General features: G+C 59.7%; 16 protein-coding genes and 1 pseudogene. 8 read left to right on the top strand and 9 right to left on the bottom strand.

Annotated elements, in window-relative coordinates; genetic code table 11:
* Positions 1-299, bottom strand: a 299-nt coding sequence (locus ACC569_RS11055) for a class I SAM-dependent methyltransferase (RefSeq protein WP_372523588.1), incomplete at its 3' end; no start/stop codon positions are given.
* Between the two features lie 283 nt (positions 300-582).
* On the opposite strand from ACC569_RS11055, the gene ACC569_RS11050 reads away from it, so the two are divergent.
* The 3 genes from ACC569_RS11050 (at position 583) to ACC569_RS11040 (ending at position 3842) form a co-directional block, all read left to right on the top strand.
* The gene (locus ACC569_RS11050) at positions 583-1935 is read left to right on the top strand and encodes a TrpB-like pyridoxal phosphate-dependent enzyme (RefSeq protein WP_372523587.1); all 1353 of its coding nucleotides are present in this window, start codon (positions 583-585) and stop codon (positions 1933-1935) included.
* A 165-nt stretch (positions 1936-2100) separates the two neighbouring features.
* Positions 2101-3117, top strand: a complete 1017-nt coding sequence (locus ACC569_RS11045; RefSeq protein ID WP_372523586.1) for a hypothetical protein — start codon at positions 2101-2103, stop codon at positions 3115-3117.
* 194 nt (positions 3118-3311) lie between these two features.
* Positions 3312-3842, top strand: a complete 531-nt coding sequence (locus ACC569_RS11040; protein ID WP_372523585.1) for a glycine cleavage system protein R — start codon at positions 3312-3314, stop codon at positions 3840-3842.
* Positions 3843-3887: 45 nt separating this feature from the next.
* On the opposite strand, the gene ACC569_RS11035 is transcribed toward ACC569_RS11040, so the two are convergent.
* Positions 3888-4571: a PEP-CTERM sorting domain-containing protein gene (locus tag ACC569_RS11035; RefSeq protein ID WP_372523584.1), complete on the bottom strand. Its 684-nt coding sequence runs from the start codon at positions 4569-4571 to the stop codon at positions 3888-3890.
* Positions 4572-4720: 149 nt separating this feature from the next.
* Positions 4721-5671, bottom strand: coding sequence for a phosphoribulokinase (locus ACC569_RS11030; protein WP_372523583.1), 951 nt, complete (start codon positions 5669-5671; stop codon positions 4721-4723).
* A 347-nt stretch (positions 5672-6018) separates the two neighbouring features.
* Here ACC569_RS11030 and ACC569_RS11025 point away from each other — a divergent pair, with 347 nt between their 5' ends.
* The gene (locus ACC569_RS11025; protein WP_372523582.1) at positions 6019-6183 is read left to right on the top strand and encodes a hypothetical protein; all 165 of its coding nucleotides are present in this window, start codon (positions 6019-6021) and stop codon (positions 6181-6183) included.
* Positions 6184-6337: 154 nt separating this feature from the next.
* Here the strand turns inward: ACC569_RS11025 and msrA are convergent, their stop codons facing one another.
* The 6 genes from msrA to ACC569_RS10995 form a co-directional block, all read right to left on the bottom strand.
* Positions 6338-6808: a peptide-methionine (S)-S-oxide reductase MsrA gene (msrA, locus tag ACC569_RS11020; RefSeq protein ID WP_372523581.1), complete on the bottom strand. Its 471-nt coding sequence runs from the start codon at positions 6806-6808 to the stop codon at positions 6338-6340.
* A gap of 201 nt (positions 6809-7009) precedes the next feature.
* Positions 7010-8206 (bottom strand): GGDEF domain-containing protein, encoded by a 1197-nt coding sequence (locus tag ACC569_RS11015; protein ID WP_372523580.1) that lies wholly within the window; start codon positions 8204-8206, stop codon positions 7010-7012.
* A gap of 107 nt (positions 8207-8313) precedes the next feature.
* Positions 8314-9132, bottom strand: coding sequence for an inositol monophosphatase (locus ACC569_RS11010; RefSeq protein WP_372523579.1), 819 nt, complete (start codon positions 9130-9132; stop codon positions 8314-8316).
* Between the two features lie 4 nt (positions 9133-9136).
* Positions 9137-9343: a ChaB family protein gene (locus ACC569_RS11005; RefSeq protein ID WP_372523578.1), complete on the bottom strand. Its 207-nt coding sequence runs from the start codon at positions 9341-9343 to the stop codon at positions 9137-9139.
* Between the two features lie 167 nt (positions 9344-9510).
* A complete protein-coding gene (locus ACC569_RS11000) occupies positions 9511-10290 on the bottom strand; it encodes an ABC transporter permease (protein WP_372523577.1) in 780 nt (259 codons plus the stop codon).
* Between the two features lie 126 nt (positions 10291-10416).
* The gene (locus ACC569_RS10995) at positions 10417-11328 is read right to left on the bottom strand and encodes an ATP-binding cassette domain-containing protein (protein ID WP_372523576.1); all 912 of its coding nucleotides are present in this window, start codon (positions 11326-11328) and stop codon (positions 10417-10419) included.
* Between the two features lie 425 nt (positions 11329-11753).
* Here ACC569_RS10995 and msrB point away from each other — a divergent pair, with 425 nt between their 5' ends.
* The 4 genes and pseudogenes from msrB to ACC569_RS10975 form a co-directional block, all read left to right on the top strand.
* Positions 11754-12320, top strand: a complete 567-nt coding sequence (gene msrB, locus ACC569_RS10990) for a peptide-methionine (R)-S-oxide reductase MsrB (RefSeq protein ID WP_372523575.1) — start codon at positions 11754-11756, stop codon at positions 12318-12320.
* Positions 12321-12680: 360 nt separating this feature from the next.
* Positions 12681-13256, top strand: a complete 576-nt coding sequence (locus ACC569_RS10985) for a cell wall hydrolase (protein WP_372523574.1) — start codon at positions 12681-12683, stop codon at positions 13254-13256.
* 165 nt (positions 13257-13421) lie between these two features.
* Positions 13422-14138, top strand: a complete 717-nt coding sequence (locus ACC569_RS10980; RefSeq protein ID WP_372523573.1) for an SDR family NAD(P)-dependent oxidoreductase — start codon at positions 13422-13424, stop codon at positions 14136-14138.
* A gap of 336 nt (positions 14139-14474) precedes the next feature.
* Positions 14475-15485, top strand: a pseudogene (locus ACC569_RS10975) (hypothetical protein); the annotation flags it as partial.

The following is a 15485-nucleotide window of genomic DNA, read 5'->3' as shown; positions in this document are numbered from 1 at the left end:
TCCGCCGGCATGCACCGGAAGGAAATTCCCGACAGTCGTTCCTTGACTGCTTTGGCCTGCGCCACCCGCACCATGCCGTCCGCGGCGTCGATGCCGGTGATGCTGGCGTGGCCTTTCAGGCGCCGCGCCAAGGTCAGCGCCGGCTCCCCGGTTCCGGAGGCGAGGTCAAGAATGCGATCCCCGGGTTGGGCGTCCAGCGCGGCCAGCAATACTTCGCCGACGGGCGCGATGTGCGGCAGCCACACGTCGAATTTCTCGGCGATTTTGTCCCAGTCGGGATGGTTATTTTTTGTGCTCACGGCGTGTCTTCTTTCATTTGTTGGCAGTCGGTACCGGCGGGATATCAGAGCGGGATTCCGTTTAGAAGATGTCTATTCTGGAAAGTCCGCCGGCGCCATGGGATGACCCGGTTTTTCCGCTTGCGCAGTTATATCAAGCTGGCCGTGGACCCTGTACCGTGAGACTACCATAACTATTGCATTGACCGTACCGTAGTTCTGGTATTAAGTACTCGTCTCTTCAGCGAGTTCGACCAGAGCGGGACGGCGTAATACCAATGGCGGTTTAATCCGGAGAACCAACATGCCCCAAACAAAAATTCTGCTCGACGAATCCGAAATACCCACCCACTGGTATAACGTCATTGCCGATATGCCGAACCCGCCGGCGCCGCCTCTCGGTCCCGATGGAAAACCGGTGCCGCCGCAGGCCCTGGCCGCGATTTTCCCCGAGGCGCTGATCGAGCAGGAGATGAGCGGCCAGCGCTGGATCCCGATTCCCGAGCCGGTGCGCGAGATATACCGCCTGTGGCGACCGAGCCCGCTTTACCGCGCCTATCGGCTGGAACAGGCCTTGGGCACGCCCGCAAAAATTTATTATAAGTATGAAGGCGTGAGCCCCGCCGGTTCGCACAAGCCCAACACCGCCGTCCCGCAGGCGTGGTACAACCGGCAGGTCGGCATCAAGCGCCTCGCCACCGAAACCGGCGCCGGGCAGTGGGGTTCGGCGCTGGCACTTGCCGGACAGATGTTCGGCATCAAAGTACGCGTGTACATGGTGAAAGTGAGCTACGAGCAGAAACCGTTCCGCCGTTCGATGATGCAGGCCTGGGGCGCGGAGGTTTTCGCCAGCCCCACAGACATGACCGAATCGGGCCGCAAGATCCTCGCCGCCGATCCGAACAGCCAGGGCTCGCTCGGCATTGCCATCTCCGAGGCGGTCGAGGAAGCGTCCTCGCGCAAGGACACGAATTACAGCCTGGGTTCCGTGCTCAATCACGTGCTGCTGCACCAGACCGTGATCGGCCTGGAGGCGAAAAAGCAATTCGAGAAAATCGGCGAATACCCGGACGTAGTGCTCGCCGCCTGCGGCGGCGGTTCCAACTTCGGCGGCATCGCGTTCCCGTTTTTCGCCGACAAGGCCGCTGGCAAGAAGCTGCGCCTCGTCGCGGTCGAGCCGACGTCCTGCCCGTCCCTGACGAAAGGCCGATATGCGTATGATTTCGGGGACGCGGTCGGCCTGACGCCTTTGATGAAGATGTACACGCTCGGTCACGACTTCATGCCGCCGGGCATTCACGCGGGCGGGCTGCGCTATCACGGTGACTCGCCGCTGGTATCGCAGCTCTACCACGAAGGGCTGATCGAGGCCGTCGCGGTGCCGCAACTTTCGACTTTCGAGGCGGGCGTCGCTTTCGCGCGCGCCGAGGGCATTATTCCGGCGCCTGAATCCTGCCATCCGATTCGCGCCGCGATCGACGAGGCGCTCGCCTGCAAGAAGACCGGCGAAGGCAAGACCATACTCTTCAATCTCTCCGGCCACGGCCACTTCGACATGGCCTCCTACGATAAATACTTCAGCGGTCAGCTCGAGGACTACCACTATCCGGAAGCCGCGGTCGCGGAGGCCATGAAGCGTTTGCCGAAAGTGGGATAACCACTCAACGCCTGTTTCGTCAAATGAAACGAGTTTGTCCGCCGGCGGCAAACCTTCATTCATGCCGCCCGGGTATTGCACGCACGATCCTAAAGAGCGATATACTCTTGACGCTTGGTCAACGGGTGGCAATAAAAAATGCGGCGTTGGGTGAGATCGGTGTTCATGGCAACAGCGCTGTTGCCGGTATCGGCGTGGGCCAACCCGTTTGCCTCGCTTCCGTTGTTACCATCGAGTGAAATCACGGCGACCGGAAAAACCCTTTTCACCTTGGAAAACGGCGATTACGTCCAGCCGCATTTCTCGCCCGATTCGCGTTATCTCGCGTTTGCACGGGAGGTACTGGAGGGCTCCACGGAGCTCACGGAAATCCTGGCGCTCGATCTCAAAACTTTGAAAGTCAAAACGCTGCTCGACGCCAAGGCCTCGCGCGAATTCGCCATGTACCGGAGTTACGTGGCCGGGTTTTCCTGGAAAGACGCGACGACCCTGAAGGCGAGCATTTCGGACGGCGACGTCAACGGTGTCGATCTCATCATCGACGCCGCCGCTGGCAGGCTCATCGAAAAGAAACCGATTTCACTCGCCGAGCCGCATGGCGACCCAAGTGCCGAGTTTGCCGCCGTATTCCCATCCATTCCGCCGCCGGTGTTGGACAATGCTCTGGCCAACGGTTACAGGGTTGGCAACAAGAAATATGTCGTGCAGAAGAATTACTGGAAGCAGGACAACCATATCTGGCTGCTGGACGCGGAGAGCCGGAAGATGGCCAAGCTCATCGAGATTCCGGACATGTGGATCTATAGTCTGCGCGGAGCATTTGCCTCGGGAAACGCTCTGATCCTGCTCGTGGCCTATGGCCCGGAGGCATACCTGGTGCGGCACAGCGGCGGGAAGCTCGAACTGCTTTACCGCTTCCCGGTGAAGAATTATCAGCAGGTCGGCATGCATGTGGAACCGGGACGTGGCGACCGGACGCTGTTTCAGATCATCACCGGCCCAAGTTATGAAAAGCGGGAAAATTATTTTTTCCTTTACGACAAGGCAGGGCTCAAGAAGATCAAAGATGTCACGGCGATTTACGATCTTGACGTGGACAGCGCCGCGAAGCTCGTGTGTTTCTCGCAATGGAAAAACGACAAGCGGATACTGGTGGTCAGGGAACTGAAGAATTTTCGTTGAGCAAAAGCCGGCGATTCACGCCGGCGCGGTCTGGCGCATGCCCTGAATCCGTTTAAAGTGATGATCCAGTACAATATCAGCCGGTTTGCCAAAGGCCCAGTCGCGCCGCCGCCCGACTTCCATCTGGCCGCTGGCGAACGTTGGCGATAAACTTCCGGCCGCCGTGACCGCGTATAATTTCTGATCGCTTTGCCATGAAAAAATATTTTGTCTTCTCCGCGCTGGGCAAGGATCGCCCCGGCATCGTCAATCAGCTGTCCAAGGCCATCCTCGACAGCGGTTGCAACATCGAGGACAGCCGCATGACGGTATTGGGGGGAGAATTCGCCCTGATTCTGATGGTGTCCGGACACTGGGGGGCGATCACGCGCCTGGAACGGCAGGTGCCGGTGCTGGAGAAAAAACTCGAGCTCACCATCCTCGCCCGGCACACCGAGCCGCGCACCGCGGTGCAGGACATGGTGCCCTACACGGTGGACGTGGTGGCCATGGACCACCCGGGCATCGTGCATGAGATCGCGGATTTCTTCGCGACCCGCGATATCAACATCGAAGAGATGAACACGTGGACCTACCCCGCGGCACACACCGGCGCGCCGATGTTTTCGCTCAGCATGACCGTGAGCCTGCCGGCCGGCGTGCACATCGGTCGCCTGCGCGACGAGTTCACCAGCTTCTGCGACAATCTCAACCTGGATGCCACGATCGAGCCGACGCGGCATTGAGCGCTTCTCTGTCACGCGTTGATCTGCGCGGCGTCGGAGCCGTAATTAATTTGTCTTCCGTCGCCGCACCGCACCGAACAAGCCGAGCAGACCTGAACCGAACAGCCAGATGGCCGTGGGGACTGGTACTGGGCTCGCCATACCTTCCAGAGTCCAGTGACTGATGCAACCACCTGGGCCCGGACACGCGGGCCCGATAGTGCGACTGTCCCAATGAAGAGTGTAAGCGTTGGTCGTCAGATTCCACGTCCCCATGGCCAGGGCGGAAGTGACCCCATCGCTTCTGCCGGTTCCCGTGATGTAATCGCCGTCGTTCCAGGTTCCAAACAAACTGCTGAGATCCATGGTGATCGTGCCGGCGATCGTATCCAGACTTCCGCTGGGCACCGGCCCGCCGGCGAAAGTGCCAGCGGGAGTAGATGTATCGCCGAGGCTCGCCGATGCCGTGTAAAGACTGACAGGAAAACCATACCAATCAAAGGAAGCTATCCCACTGGGATCATATGCTGAAGCAAGTAGGCTGGCCCCTCCTGACCCAATATATCCCCCTACGAGATTGGTATTAGGACCAATATAATTAAACGCCGTGAAGCTGGGAGTAAAACCATCGACGCTGACCCCGCCGGCGGTGATGTTCATGTTGCCGATGGCATAAGTGGCGGCGGGTGTTGTCTGGCTCAGGAATGACAGGCACAACGCAAGCGTTGCTGAAACAGCGACCCTTTTCATGTTCTCCTCCAGTGGTTGTTGCTGTTGTTATGAGGCTGCGTAACCCTTGGGCCGTCCCATGCCCCGCGTGCTCATCCTGGAGTCGTTGTTTTGCCGGATATCCTGCGCCCGATTCAGGTTCTGTGCAATGGAGGTCTCGGCGTTCGTTCTTAAGTATTGTTTTCCCCGCGCTTCTCGATCAGTTCATGCACCAGCGGCGTGCAGATGATCTCCATGGCCAGCAGCATCTTGCCGCCGGGGATGACCATGGTGTTCGGACGTGACATGTACGAATCCTGGATGCGCCGCAGCAGGTTCGGAAAATCGAATTTCCCCGGCTCGCGGAAACGGATGACCACGACGCTTTCCGCCAAGGTCGGCACGTCGCGGGCGATGAAGGGGTTGGAGGTATCCACGACCGGCACGCGTTGGAAATTGATGTCGGACAGGGAGAACTGCGGTGTGATGTAGTCCACGTAGTCGCGCAGCCGCCGCAGGATGGTGTTGGTGACCGCCTCCGGGGAATGGCCTTTGACGCTGGTGTCGCGGTGGATTTTCTGTATCCATTCGAGATTGCCGACCGGCACCACGCCGATCAGCAGGTCCACGTACTGCGCCACGTCCACGCCGTTGTTGTCGTCGCGGGCGACACGGCGTTCGATGACGTGGGGATTGTGCGACGGGCTCATCTTGCGGCGAGTCCAGGTGCGCGCCACCACGCCACCGTGCAGTCCTTCATACAACAGCAGCTCGGTGTCCGCCGGGATCTGCCGCCAGGGAGTGAACGTACCCGGCGGCAGTCCGAACAGCGCTTCCTCGCCTTGGGTCACGTAGTGCCGCGTCTCGCCGGTGCCGCGCTCGGAGTATTCCTTGAACAGCGCTTCGAGCCGGTCGAACTGGTTCAGTTTCGGACCGAAATGGCTCAGGTTTTCCCCTCGTTCCCGCGCCTCCCGGATGAGGCGATCCATTTCTTTGCCCTCGTAGCGCAGAAAGGCGTTGCCTTCGACAAACGCCCCCGAAATACCCTCACGCCGGAAAACGTCGTGAAAGGCATGCCGCACCGTGGTGGTTCCGGCGCCGGAAGAGCCGGTCACCGCGACAATGGGAAATTTACTGGACATGGAATGCGCCTATGTAATCCGCGAATGCCCCTATCTTTTGGCATTTGGGCGCGGCGGTCAACGGTTACGGCCAAATTCAGGTAACGACCCCTTCCTTTTGTGGCGCGGACGGCGAAAACGGGGGGATTTGGTCCGGGAAATAGCGATGGACTGGCCAGGCGCCTGGTTGCAGGCGCCGTTGAAACGGATGGCAATCGCCGGCATGGGTTTTTTACGATTTTTGCTTTCTGTTGAATGTAGGCACAAGGTTTTTACGGAATATAAAAAATTTTTAATTGAAATTCGTTTCGACCGGTGTAGGGTGATTCGCGCATGGACGTGCATGCCTGTAAGGAAGGAGGTTTATCATGTGCTACGAAAAATGGGATGAGAGCAAGCGAGTGACGGAGACGTTGGACAAAGCCAGGAAAGAGGCGGACAAAGCGATTGAAAAAGCGAAGTCGACCCGCCCCGAGCGCCGGCCGGAAACGGAACCCCGGCCCACGGTGGAATCCGAAGAAACCGCCGCCTGAACGCTCGTACGGTATCCGGAAATTCAAAACCCCGCGCTTGCGGGGTTTTGTTTATCGGAAGAGACCAGAAGCCATCTCAAAATAGCCCAAACACACCGGAAAACAGAAATGGTCTTGGCGGTTAATTTCATTTTTTGAGATAAGCTCTAACCGCTCAGAGGTGACAGCTCGCGAGTCCGCGCTTCTCCAGATAGCGCTGGTGATAATCCTCGGCCTTGTAAAACGGCCCGGCCGGGACGATCTGCGTAACGACAGGATTGCGGAACTTGCCGGATTTATCGAGCCGTTCCTTGGCCGCGCGTGCCGCCGCTTCCTGCGCCGGCGAGTGAAAGAAAATCACCGAGCGGTATTGCGAGCCGACGTCCGGTCCCTGACGGTTGGGCGTCGTGGGGTCGTGCAATTTCCAGAACGTCTCGAGCAATTGCTCATAGGGCAGCTGCGCGGGGTCGAAGGTGATCTCCACCACCTCGGCGTGGCCGGTGGTGTCCGTGCAGACATCCTGGTATGTCGGATTATCGGTTTTGCCGCCGCAATAGCCGACCAGGGTGGAGACGACGCCGGGAATGCTCCGGAAAGTCGCTTCCACGCCCCAAAAACATCCCGCGCCGAAAGTTGCTTTTTCCATGTTCCTCTCCGCGAAAATTTATGCTCTACACACTGACCGTCGCCAAAGCCTAACGTTCGCGGAAGGACATATAAAGAGGGCGTAGGGGCGCGGCGTAAGTGAGTGCCGGCTTTAGCCTTGCTGGGGATGGGGTTATTGGCCGAGACAGCGGTAAAAGCCGCGCCGAAACATTTAAAGATAATTGAGCCGGACAGAGACCGGCTAGACGACCACGACCTGGCGCTGACCCTTGAGCTTGAGATTGACCAGGGCCTCGTCGGCACGGCGCAGCATCTGCCGCGGCTCCTCGCCGGGCGAATAGAACGTGAGAACGCCACCGAAGCCGGGCAGGGGATAACTGCGCCCCTTGAAGCTGAAATGCGATTCCTTGGCGCGCTTGCGCACTTTCTCCAGCGCGCGCATGGCGTCTTCGCGGTCGGTGTTGGGCAGCAGCACGGCGAACTCGTCCTTGTTGTAGTGCGCCACCATGTCGTAGCTGCGGAAGCCGCGCAGGATTTCATTGGCGTAGAGTTGCCGCGCCGCGTTCGCGGCTTCCTGTCCCTCGACGTCGTTGACGGTCTCGGGGCTGTCGATGTCGATCAGCGCCAGTGCCAGCGGATCGCCATGCCGCTTCACGCGCTCGACCTCGGATTCGATCCGTCGCAGCAATACGTCGCGCTTCGGCAGGCCGAGGGCTTTCTTGGGGGGCTTATCGCCGGTCCGGGCGCGCTTGCGCGCCTTGTTGAGATCGGTGCGCAGCTGTTCGCGCTCGGCCTCGATCAACCTGAGATAAGTGTTGGCGTCCGACAGCTTTTGCGAAAGCGTCTCGCGTTCGCGCATCAGCTCGTCCATGCTGTTCGTCACCATCTGACGCAGATGATGCAGGTTCTGGACGGCGCCCTCACTGGCGGGACGGCGCGTTTCCGGTGCTACCATCGCCGCTATCGGTTTCGGTTCGAGCACGTCTTGGTTTTCCAAGACCGTGTTCTCCGTGGAATGGGAAATGAGTTTGGGATGGGGGATCAGTTTCGCCAGCGGTTTCGCGGGCGATGCCATCCTGGGTTCGGCCGCTGCGGCTACCGGGCCGGGCGCGGCCGGCAACGGTTCAGGAGGCTTAGCGGTATTGACCGGAGCGGCGTGACCCGGCGGCAGATACATGGCCAGATGCTGCTGAATGATCCGCGCCCGGATGCGGATCGGTGATGGCCGTGAAGTGTCCTGGGCGAAAGCCAGCAGCAGGTCGTGCAGGTGGGCAATGCAGGAGCTGTTGACGTAACTGTGCTGGCGGCAGTGCAGGAGGGCGTTGTTGATCAAGTGAAGCAGCTGAGCGCCATCCGGATGGCTCTTGAGATGCTCCTGGTGCCGCGCCATGGCGCGTAACAGACCAGGGTCGACGGCAGGAAATTCGCCGACAGCCAATATTGCACTCCTATGGGATTTGGAAGTTTTTTAACATCGCTTATTCAACATAATGTACCTGCTGACACGAAAAATAACAATATATTGTGTTGCATCAGCATGAGAGGCTAACGCTCCTTCTTGAAGTGTTTCACCAGCCGATCCACCAAGGTGGGTTTGCCGAAGACCGATCCATAGACCCAGCCCAGCGACGGGACATTCCAGGTGCGGACCACGGTGAATTTTCCGCCGGCTTCCTCGATGAGAATCCGGCTCGCGGCAAAATCCCAGATGGGATCGCCGTATTCAATCGTGGCGTCGGCCTGCCCCGTGACCGCGCAGGCGTGGGCGAAGCAGCTGCGGTAGATGCGGTGGTTCGGATGCGCGCGGGTCAGGGCGTCGAACAGGCGTCCGTCGTCGCGGTATTTGATGAAGTTGGCGCGTGCCGGGAGCATCACGCGTTCGGTCCCGTCGATGGCGGAGGGATCGAGGTCGGTGAGCGTCACGCGCCGGCCGTTGTAATGGGCGCCGAGGCCGAAGGCCGCGCTCACCCGTATATCCAGCAGCGGATGATCGATGATCCCCACGACCGGCTCGCCGCGGTAGTGCAGCGCGAGGATGCTGCCGAAGGTAGGCAGGTGCTGAACGAAATCCTCGGTGCCGTCGATCGGGTCCATGATCCACTGATACGCCGCCTGCGGGTTCTCTGGCGGGTATTCTTCGCCGATGACGCCGTGCTCGGGAAAATGCAGGTGAATCAGTCCGCGCAGGTGGTCCTCCACCCGCAGGTCGACGCTGGTGACGAAGCTGTTGTCGGGTTTGCGTTTCACCTCAAACCCATCCGTCAGCAGCGACAGAATCAGCGTACGTGCCGAGGAGGAAAATTCCTGCGCCTTGTTGTGGAAGCGCTCGATGTCGTGCGCGGGGATTTCGTTGCGTATGTCCATGCGTTTATTTTTCCACCCATTCCTTTCCGATTTTTACATACTGTTTTTTCACCGCCGACCACGCGACCTTGTGCGCGACCACCTCACGATCCTCACGGCTCGCGTATTCCTCCCACGCATTGTTGAACGCCGCGAGGTAAATCTCCTGCGCGTGCGTTGGCAGATGACTCTTCACCGATGCCGGCAGATCGGAAATATCGGCATAAGGCATAGGTGGTTTCCCGTCACTTAAGGGTCGTCATGCACGCCCCCGACTACACCATGCGAGGGCAGATATCGGCAGAGCCCCCTTTGATTGTCATGCCCGCGGAAGCGGGCATCCAGGCCTTTTACAGTCGCGCAACGCGGAGCGTTGCGCACCATTAATCTTCGTCTTCGCTACACCAGCAACCGCTTGCGCGTCAGCCGCACCGCGATCAGGTAACCCACGATGCCATAGCCCGCGAGCACCGCCAGATGCAGCGCCACGTTGCTGAGCGGCAATCCCGCCACCAACGGCCGGATCAGGTCCACGGCATGCGCCAACGGCAGCAGCTGCACCAGCGATTGTAGCGCCACCGGCAGCGAAGTCACCGGATAAAACACGCCCGAGAGGATGAACATCGGCGTGAGCACGAGCGTGACGTAATAGTTGAAGAAGTCGTACCCCGGCGCGAGCGCGCTCATGATCAGCCCCATGCCCGAGAAACACAGGCCGATCAGGAACAGCACCGGCGGCACCCACAGCGCGTGCCAGGTGTGTACGCCGCCGAGAAACGCCGCCACGATCAGGATCGCCGTGCCGCTGATGACGCACTTGGTCGCGCACCACAGCATCTCGCCCGCGAGGATGTCCTGCACTTCGAGCGGCGTGGTGAGGATCGCCTCGTAAGTCTTCTGCGGGATCATGCGCGTGTACACCGAGAACATCGCCTCGAAGCTCGCCGTGTTCATCGACGACGAGGCGAGAATGCCGGAGGCAAGGAAGGTGAGGTAGGGCATGTGCATCATCTCGCCGATGAACAGCCCAAGGCCGTAGCCGAGGCCGAGCAGATACAGAAACGGTTCGCCAAAATTGATGAGAATGCTGGGCAGCATGAGTTTGCGCCACACCAGCGTATTGCGCCGCCACACCGCGAGCGCGGCGCCCTGAAAGCGCGGAAGAAAAAGATTCACCATGATCAAAAACCTATCTAAAAAATTCTTCCTTTTTGGTTGTCATTCCAAGGACGAATCTTTTTTTGATTGTCACCCCCGCGAAGGCGGGGGTCCAGGTCTTAAAAAATAGATTCACACAATTGTCCTTCAATCCCTCAACTCTCTTCCCGTAAGTTTCAAAAACACATCCTCCAGATTCGCCGGCCGGTGCAGGAACGTGAGCTGCGGTATGCCTTCCAGGTGTTTGACTACGGCGCGTGCGTCGCGCGTGTAGTAATAATAAGTATCGCCCACCGCCTCGAAGCGCCCCTCGCCGGCGGACGCCAGCGCCTGGCGCGCGAGTTTCTCCTCGCCGCGCACCTCGATCACCTCCGGTTCCGCGTGTTTCTTGATCAGCGCCGCCGGCGTGCCCTGTTCGAGAATCCGCCCCTGGTCCATGACGATCAGCTCGTCGCACAGGCGCTCGGCCTCTTCCATGTAGTGCGTGGTCAGCAGCAGCGTCTTGCCGGCCTGGCGCAGATCGCGCAGCCGCCCCCAGATCATGTGCCGCACCTGCGGGTCGAGCCCGGTGGTCGGTTCATCCAGCACCACCAGTTCGGGATTGTTGACCAGCGCGCGGGCGATGGTCAGACGCCGCTTCATGCCGCCGGAAAGTGTTGCGATGCGCGCATCCGCGCGGTCGGTGAGATCGACGAACGCCAGCAGCTCGCGGATGCGCGCATCGAGCGTCGCCGCCGGAATGCCGAAGTAGCGGCCGTAGACGCGCAGGTTTTCCGCGACGGTGAAGTCGGGGTCGAGATTGTCCGCCTGCGGTACGACGCCGGTGCGCGCCCGCACCTCGCGCCCCGCCTGCGGAATCGGTAACCCGAAGACGCGAATCTCGCCGCCGTTCACCGGCGACTGCCCGAGCAGCAGCCGCAGCGTCGTGGTCTTGCCCGCGCCGTTCGGCCCGAGCAGTCCGAAACAGCACCCGGCCGATACATTCAGATCGATCCCGCGCACGACCTCCCGGCCGTTGTATTGTTTGCGCAGACCCGTGATTTGTACGACGGATGACATGTGCTTACTCTACCGGGTTATGGGTACAAACGGAATTTCATGTGCTGCTAACGACGTACATGAGCATTGTGCGGCGGCGGTTTTTAATTTGGGCAAGACAATTTCGATTGCTCGATGTTATCAAAAACGTGGTCTGTCCCTGATGGCTTTGATGGCTTAACCTCCAGAGGATTAAGCATCGTTAGGATTTTGGTAAAGATGGTAAAGTTCTTATGATGACGATAGAGGGCTGAACCGTAAGCGGTCGCTTGCAACTGACCGTCCGGTTCGCGCCTCGCTAAACGGATCAAGGGTCAGAGTACTTGAAGGCTTGTGGAAACGGGGATATCTCAGAGTAACTATTGAACACCGCCCCGATAATCCGGTCATAATAAAGCGTATCAAAATCCGTGGAGCCATTGGCAGGCTCTTCAATCGGAGGTCGAATGAAACGACGAAATCTTCTGAAAGGCTTGGCGGCCGCGTCACTCCTGGTCGCGCCGGTGTGGCGCGGGTGGGCGGCAACGCCAGCGCGCGGGTCGGTGAGCGTGGAGGAGTTACAGAAGAACTGGAAGGATTTTCTCGCGCAGGGCGCCGACGTGGCGCTGACGACCGAGCCGCTCAAACGCTCGAACGATGAGTGGAAGAAGATCCTCACCCCGGCGCAATATGACGTGCTGCGTGAAGAAGGCACCGAGCGCGCTGGCAGCAGTCCGTTGAACGATGAAAAGCGACCGGGTGTTTTCGTATGCGCCGGCTGCGGTCTGCCGCTGTTCACGTCGGCGATGAAATTCGACAGCGGGACCGGCTGGCCGAGCTTCTTTACCGCCATTCCCGGCGCCTTCGCCACGAAGAAGGACAGCTTCCTTATATATACGCGGACCGAGTACCACTGCGTACGTTGCGGCGGCCATCACGGGCACGTGTTCAATGACGGACCGCCGCCCACCGGTCAGCGCTGGTGCAACAATGGAGTGGCGCTGCGCTTCATCCCAAAGGCTGGCAAGGCCTGATCTTCATTATCTAAAAGATCGGAGTAATTAAGAGCGCCTAACAAAATGAGAAACGCTCGTTTTTTTGGAGCGCCGTTCATGGTTCGACAAGCTCACCACGAACGGCTTTTGTAAACTGTTCGCCCTGAGCCTGTCGAAGGGCGAACCTCATTTTATTAGGCGCTCTAAAAAAATCGCACCGATCCCTTTTTAAGTTTCCGCCCGGCTGATTCCGTCGTTTCATACGCAGGCCGCGCCACTGATCCGGGCGTCCGTTCCACTGGTCCGCGTTGTTCTGGCGGAGTGGACCACGGAATCCTAGCTTAGAGTGATGGGACGGGGAGCACGACATCCGGCCCCGCGTGGAGAGATGCCGGAGACATGCACAAGAAACGTTTTTCCAAGACTCGTCGCCGCACCTCGCTGTTGTCGCGTGGATGGCAAAACCTGCGCTTTTACTGGTACACGACGCGCAAGAGTCCACTGATCATTGTCTGCGTGATCGGCCTGGTCGTGACCATGTCCGGTTATCTCATGTACTCGGTTTTCACCAAGCAAGACGATATACAGAACCTGACTTGTCTTGCGTTCAACGTGTACTTCGAGGCACGCGGTGAATCCGAGGCCGGTCAATACGCGGTGGCCGAGGTCACCATGAACCGCGTGGCCTCGGGCCGTTACTCCGACACGGTCTGCGGCGTGGTGCATCAGAAGAACTGGGATCCACTGCGCCAGCGCTACGTGAGCGCCTTCTCCTGGAACGAGTTGGACGAACGGCCGTCGCCCGAGGACGAGACCTACCAGCGCGCCTGGGAGGTCGCCGAAGCGGTTTACTACGGACGCTATACACCGACGCTCGCAGATGCGCTGCATTACCATGCCGTGTACATCAAACCCAGCTGGGCCCGCGGCCACAAGCCCATCGCGCGGATCGGCAATCATTTGTTTTATCGATAGCATGCGCTGGAATAACAGGAAAGAACCCGGACAGCGGTTTTTCCGTCAATCGCGATTCCCTCCTGAGTGGACATCGGTTATGTTCACCGACCGAAGCCGCACCGTGCGGGCGCCATAATCCGCACGGTGCAGGGTAAATTCCTTGATTAACGGGAGCGAATGAATATGTCCAGTTTGAAAGACAAGGTGGTGATCATCACGGGCGCGGTCGGGAATCTCGGCCGCGCGGTGGCCGGGCGCGTTCAGGCGCAGGGTAGCAAAACGATTCTGGTAGACCGGTCGAGCGATCGGCTGCGGGAAGCGTATGGCGATCTTAAGGGTTCGACGCAGCACTGGCTCGCGGGCGAAGTTGACATGACTGACCCGAAAGCGGTGGCCGCCATGGTGGCCGAGGCGCACAAGCGCTTCGGGCGGCTCGACGGGCTGGTGAACACCGTCGGCGGATTTCGCGGCGGTAAGCCGGTGCACGAGACCGATCTCGCGGAATGGGATTTTCTGTATGACATCAATGTGCGCACGGCGCTCCACGCCTGCCGCGCCGTGATTCCGTACATGCTGCAAGCACAGCGCGGGCGCATTGTTAACGTCGCGAGCCGCAACGCGTTTCAGGGCAGCCCCCACTACGCCGCCTACAGCGCCGCGAAGACGGCGGTGCTGCGGCTCACCGAGAGCCTGGCGGGCGAACTCAAGACGCGCGGCATCAACGTCAACTGCATCGTGCCGGGAACCATCGACACGCCGCAGAACCGCGAGGCCATGCCCAAGGCGGATTTTTCCACCTGGGTGCCGCCCGAGGATCTCGCGCACGTCGCCGCGTTCCTGTTGTCGGAGGAGGCGCGTTCGGTCACCGGCGCCGCCGTGCCGGTGTATGGACGGAGCTGAATTAGGGGCCTTCTGATGAATAAAAAGCCGCCCAAAGAGCGGCTTTTTATTCAAACCCTGGATTACGGAATACATCCCTGTATTCCGCCCTTGCGTCCTTAGCTCCGTAAGTAGCACATCCCTGTGCTACTTCTCAGGCCGGCCTGTGGCTGTTCAAAAATCGCTCCCTGCGATTTTTGTCCCGTCTTCGACGGAATGTCCCCACTTATAATTATTTTTTATTCCCGCCAGCCATCCCTTCCGTGTGCGGTAACTTTGTCAACCTGCGGCACTCCAAGTAGTTAAGTACTCTTTAAGCAGTTAAGTATTCAAACTTTCACTGCGCGGTATGCTTCCATGATCCAAGGCCTACTGATTATCGTGTTGATGGCGGGGACGTTTCTGCTCCCCACGCCGGCCGTGGCGCTGAACGAGCCATTACCCGACGAGGAAGAGCAGACCATCGCCCCATCCGTGGCGCGGCAGGGAGATTTTGCCCTGCGACTCGCCCAATCCCTCGGACTCCCGGCCGCGGAAGACGAGGAAGGGGCCATCCGTGCGCTCAACGCCCTTGGAATTCATGCCGTCGATGGATGGGCGGCCGATTATCCCATGACGCCGCAGATCGTGGCGGAGTTGCGCGATGCGGTGATCGCCACCGCCGCGGCCGGCCAGCTCAACATGAGTCTGGACGCGGCCATGCAGGCCTATGCAGAACTCGTCGTCGAGTTCGGGTTGCCGCCTCCCGTCGACCTGGCACCGGGTTACGCCGGCGGAGGAGGGCCGGCTAGCAACTACGTGCCTTCCTGCGATGGGACCGCGCTTGGCTATTACTACGACAGTTTCGGGACGCCCATCTACACTTATTGCCGCCCACCGCCGGCCTATTTCTACCTGTACTCCTGGGTGCCTTGCGGTTTCCAGTGGCAAGGACGCGTCTTCACGGGTTTTTTCATCCTGAACCACTTGAATCGGATTCCTCCGCATGTCCACGTCCAGCACGTAGACCAGCGTCATCGCGCCGAGGGTCACACCGGGGAGAAGCACGACCGTGATGATCAGTCTCGCCAGCGGGTGTTCCAGACGACGACTCCGCAGCTCGGAGATCTGGCGCGGGCTCCACCACACGAACGGCAACATGAGTTCTCGGACGACAGCTACCGGCACGCGGCCATGACCGGCGTCGGCAACAAGGAAATTCAGCGTCGGCAGTGGCAGGCGCTTCATGCGTCGCATCCCAAGACGATCGTCGCAACCGGTGCGGTCCCGTCACCGGCTGCGCCGGACGTGGCGATCAACCACCGCGCGCACAATAACCGCGTCTGGACCGGCGCGCGCCCAGCCGCAAGCGCGGCACTCGCGCCCGTT

This window comes from Sulfuricaulis sp., assembly GCF_041499725.1.
GTDB lineage: Bacteria > Pseudomonadota > Gammaproteobacteria > Acidiferrobacterales > Sulfurifustaceae > Sulfuricaulis.
The sequence above is the reverse complement of the archived record's forward strand: the minus strand, read 5'-3'. Positions and strand labels throughout refer to the sequence as shown.

Bases quoted from the DNA above. Each gene is read 5' to 3' on its own strand.
- ACC569_RS11050 (WP_372523587.1), top strand. From the start codon at position 583: ATGCCCCAAACAAAAATTCTGCTCGACGAATCCGAAATACCCACCCAC.
- ACC569_RS11045 (WP_372523586.1), top strand. From the start codon at position 2,101: ATGGCAACAGCGCTGTTGCCGGTATCGGCGTGGGCCAACCCGTTTGCC.
- ACC569_RS11040 (WP_372523585.1), top strand. From the start codon at position 3,312: ATGAAAAAATATTTTGTCTTCTCCGCGCTGGGCAAGGATCGCCCCGGC.
- ACC569_RS11035 (WP_372523584.1), bottom strand. From the start codon at position 4,571: ATGAAAAGGGTCGCTGTTTCAGCAACGCTTGCGTTGTGCCTGTCATTC.
- ACC569_RS11030 (WP_372523583.1), bottom strand. From the start codon at position 5,671: ATGTCCAGTAAATTTCCCATTGTCGCGGTGACCGGCTCTTCCGGCGCC.
- ACC569_RS11025 (WP_372523582.1), top strand. From the start codon at position 6,019: ATGTGCTACGAAAAATGGGATGAGAGCAAGCGAGTGACGGAGACGTTG.
- msrA (WP_372523581.1), bottom strand. From the start codon at position 6,808: ATGGAAAAAGCAACTTTCGGCGCGGGATGTTTTTGGGGCGTGGAAGCG.
- ACC569_RS11010 (WP_372523579.1), bottom strand. From the start codon at position 9,132: ATGGACATACGCAACGAAATCCCCGCGCACGACATCGAGCGCTTCCAC.
- ACC569_RS11005 (WP_372523578.1), bottom strand. From the start codon at position 9,343: ATGCCTTATGCCGATATTTCCGATCTGCCGGCATCGGTGAAGAGTCAT.
- ACC569_RS11000 (WP_372523577.1), bottom strand. From the start codon at position 10,290: ATGGTGAATCTTTTTCTTCCGCGCTTTCAGGGCGCCGCGCTCGCGGTG.
- ACC569_RS10995 (WP_372523576.1), bottom strand. From the start codon at position 11,328: ATGTCATCCGTCGTACAAATCACGGGTCTGCGCAAACAATACAACGGC.
- msrB (WP_372523575.1), top strand. From the start codon at position 11,754: ATGAAACGACGAAATCTTCTGAAAGGCTTGGCGGCCGCGTCACTCCTG.
- ACC569_RS10985 (WP_372523574.1), top strand. From the start codon at position 12,681: ATGCACAAGAAACGTTTTTCCAAGACTCGTCGCCGCACCTCGCTGTTG.
- ACC569_RS10980 (WP_372523573.1), top strand. From the start codon at position 13,422: ATGTCCAGTTTGAAAGACAAGGTGGTGATCATCACGGGCGCGGTCGGG.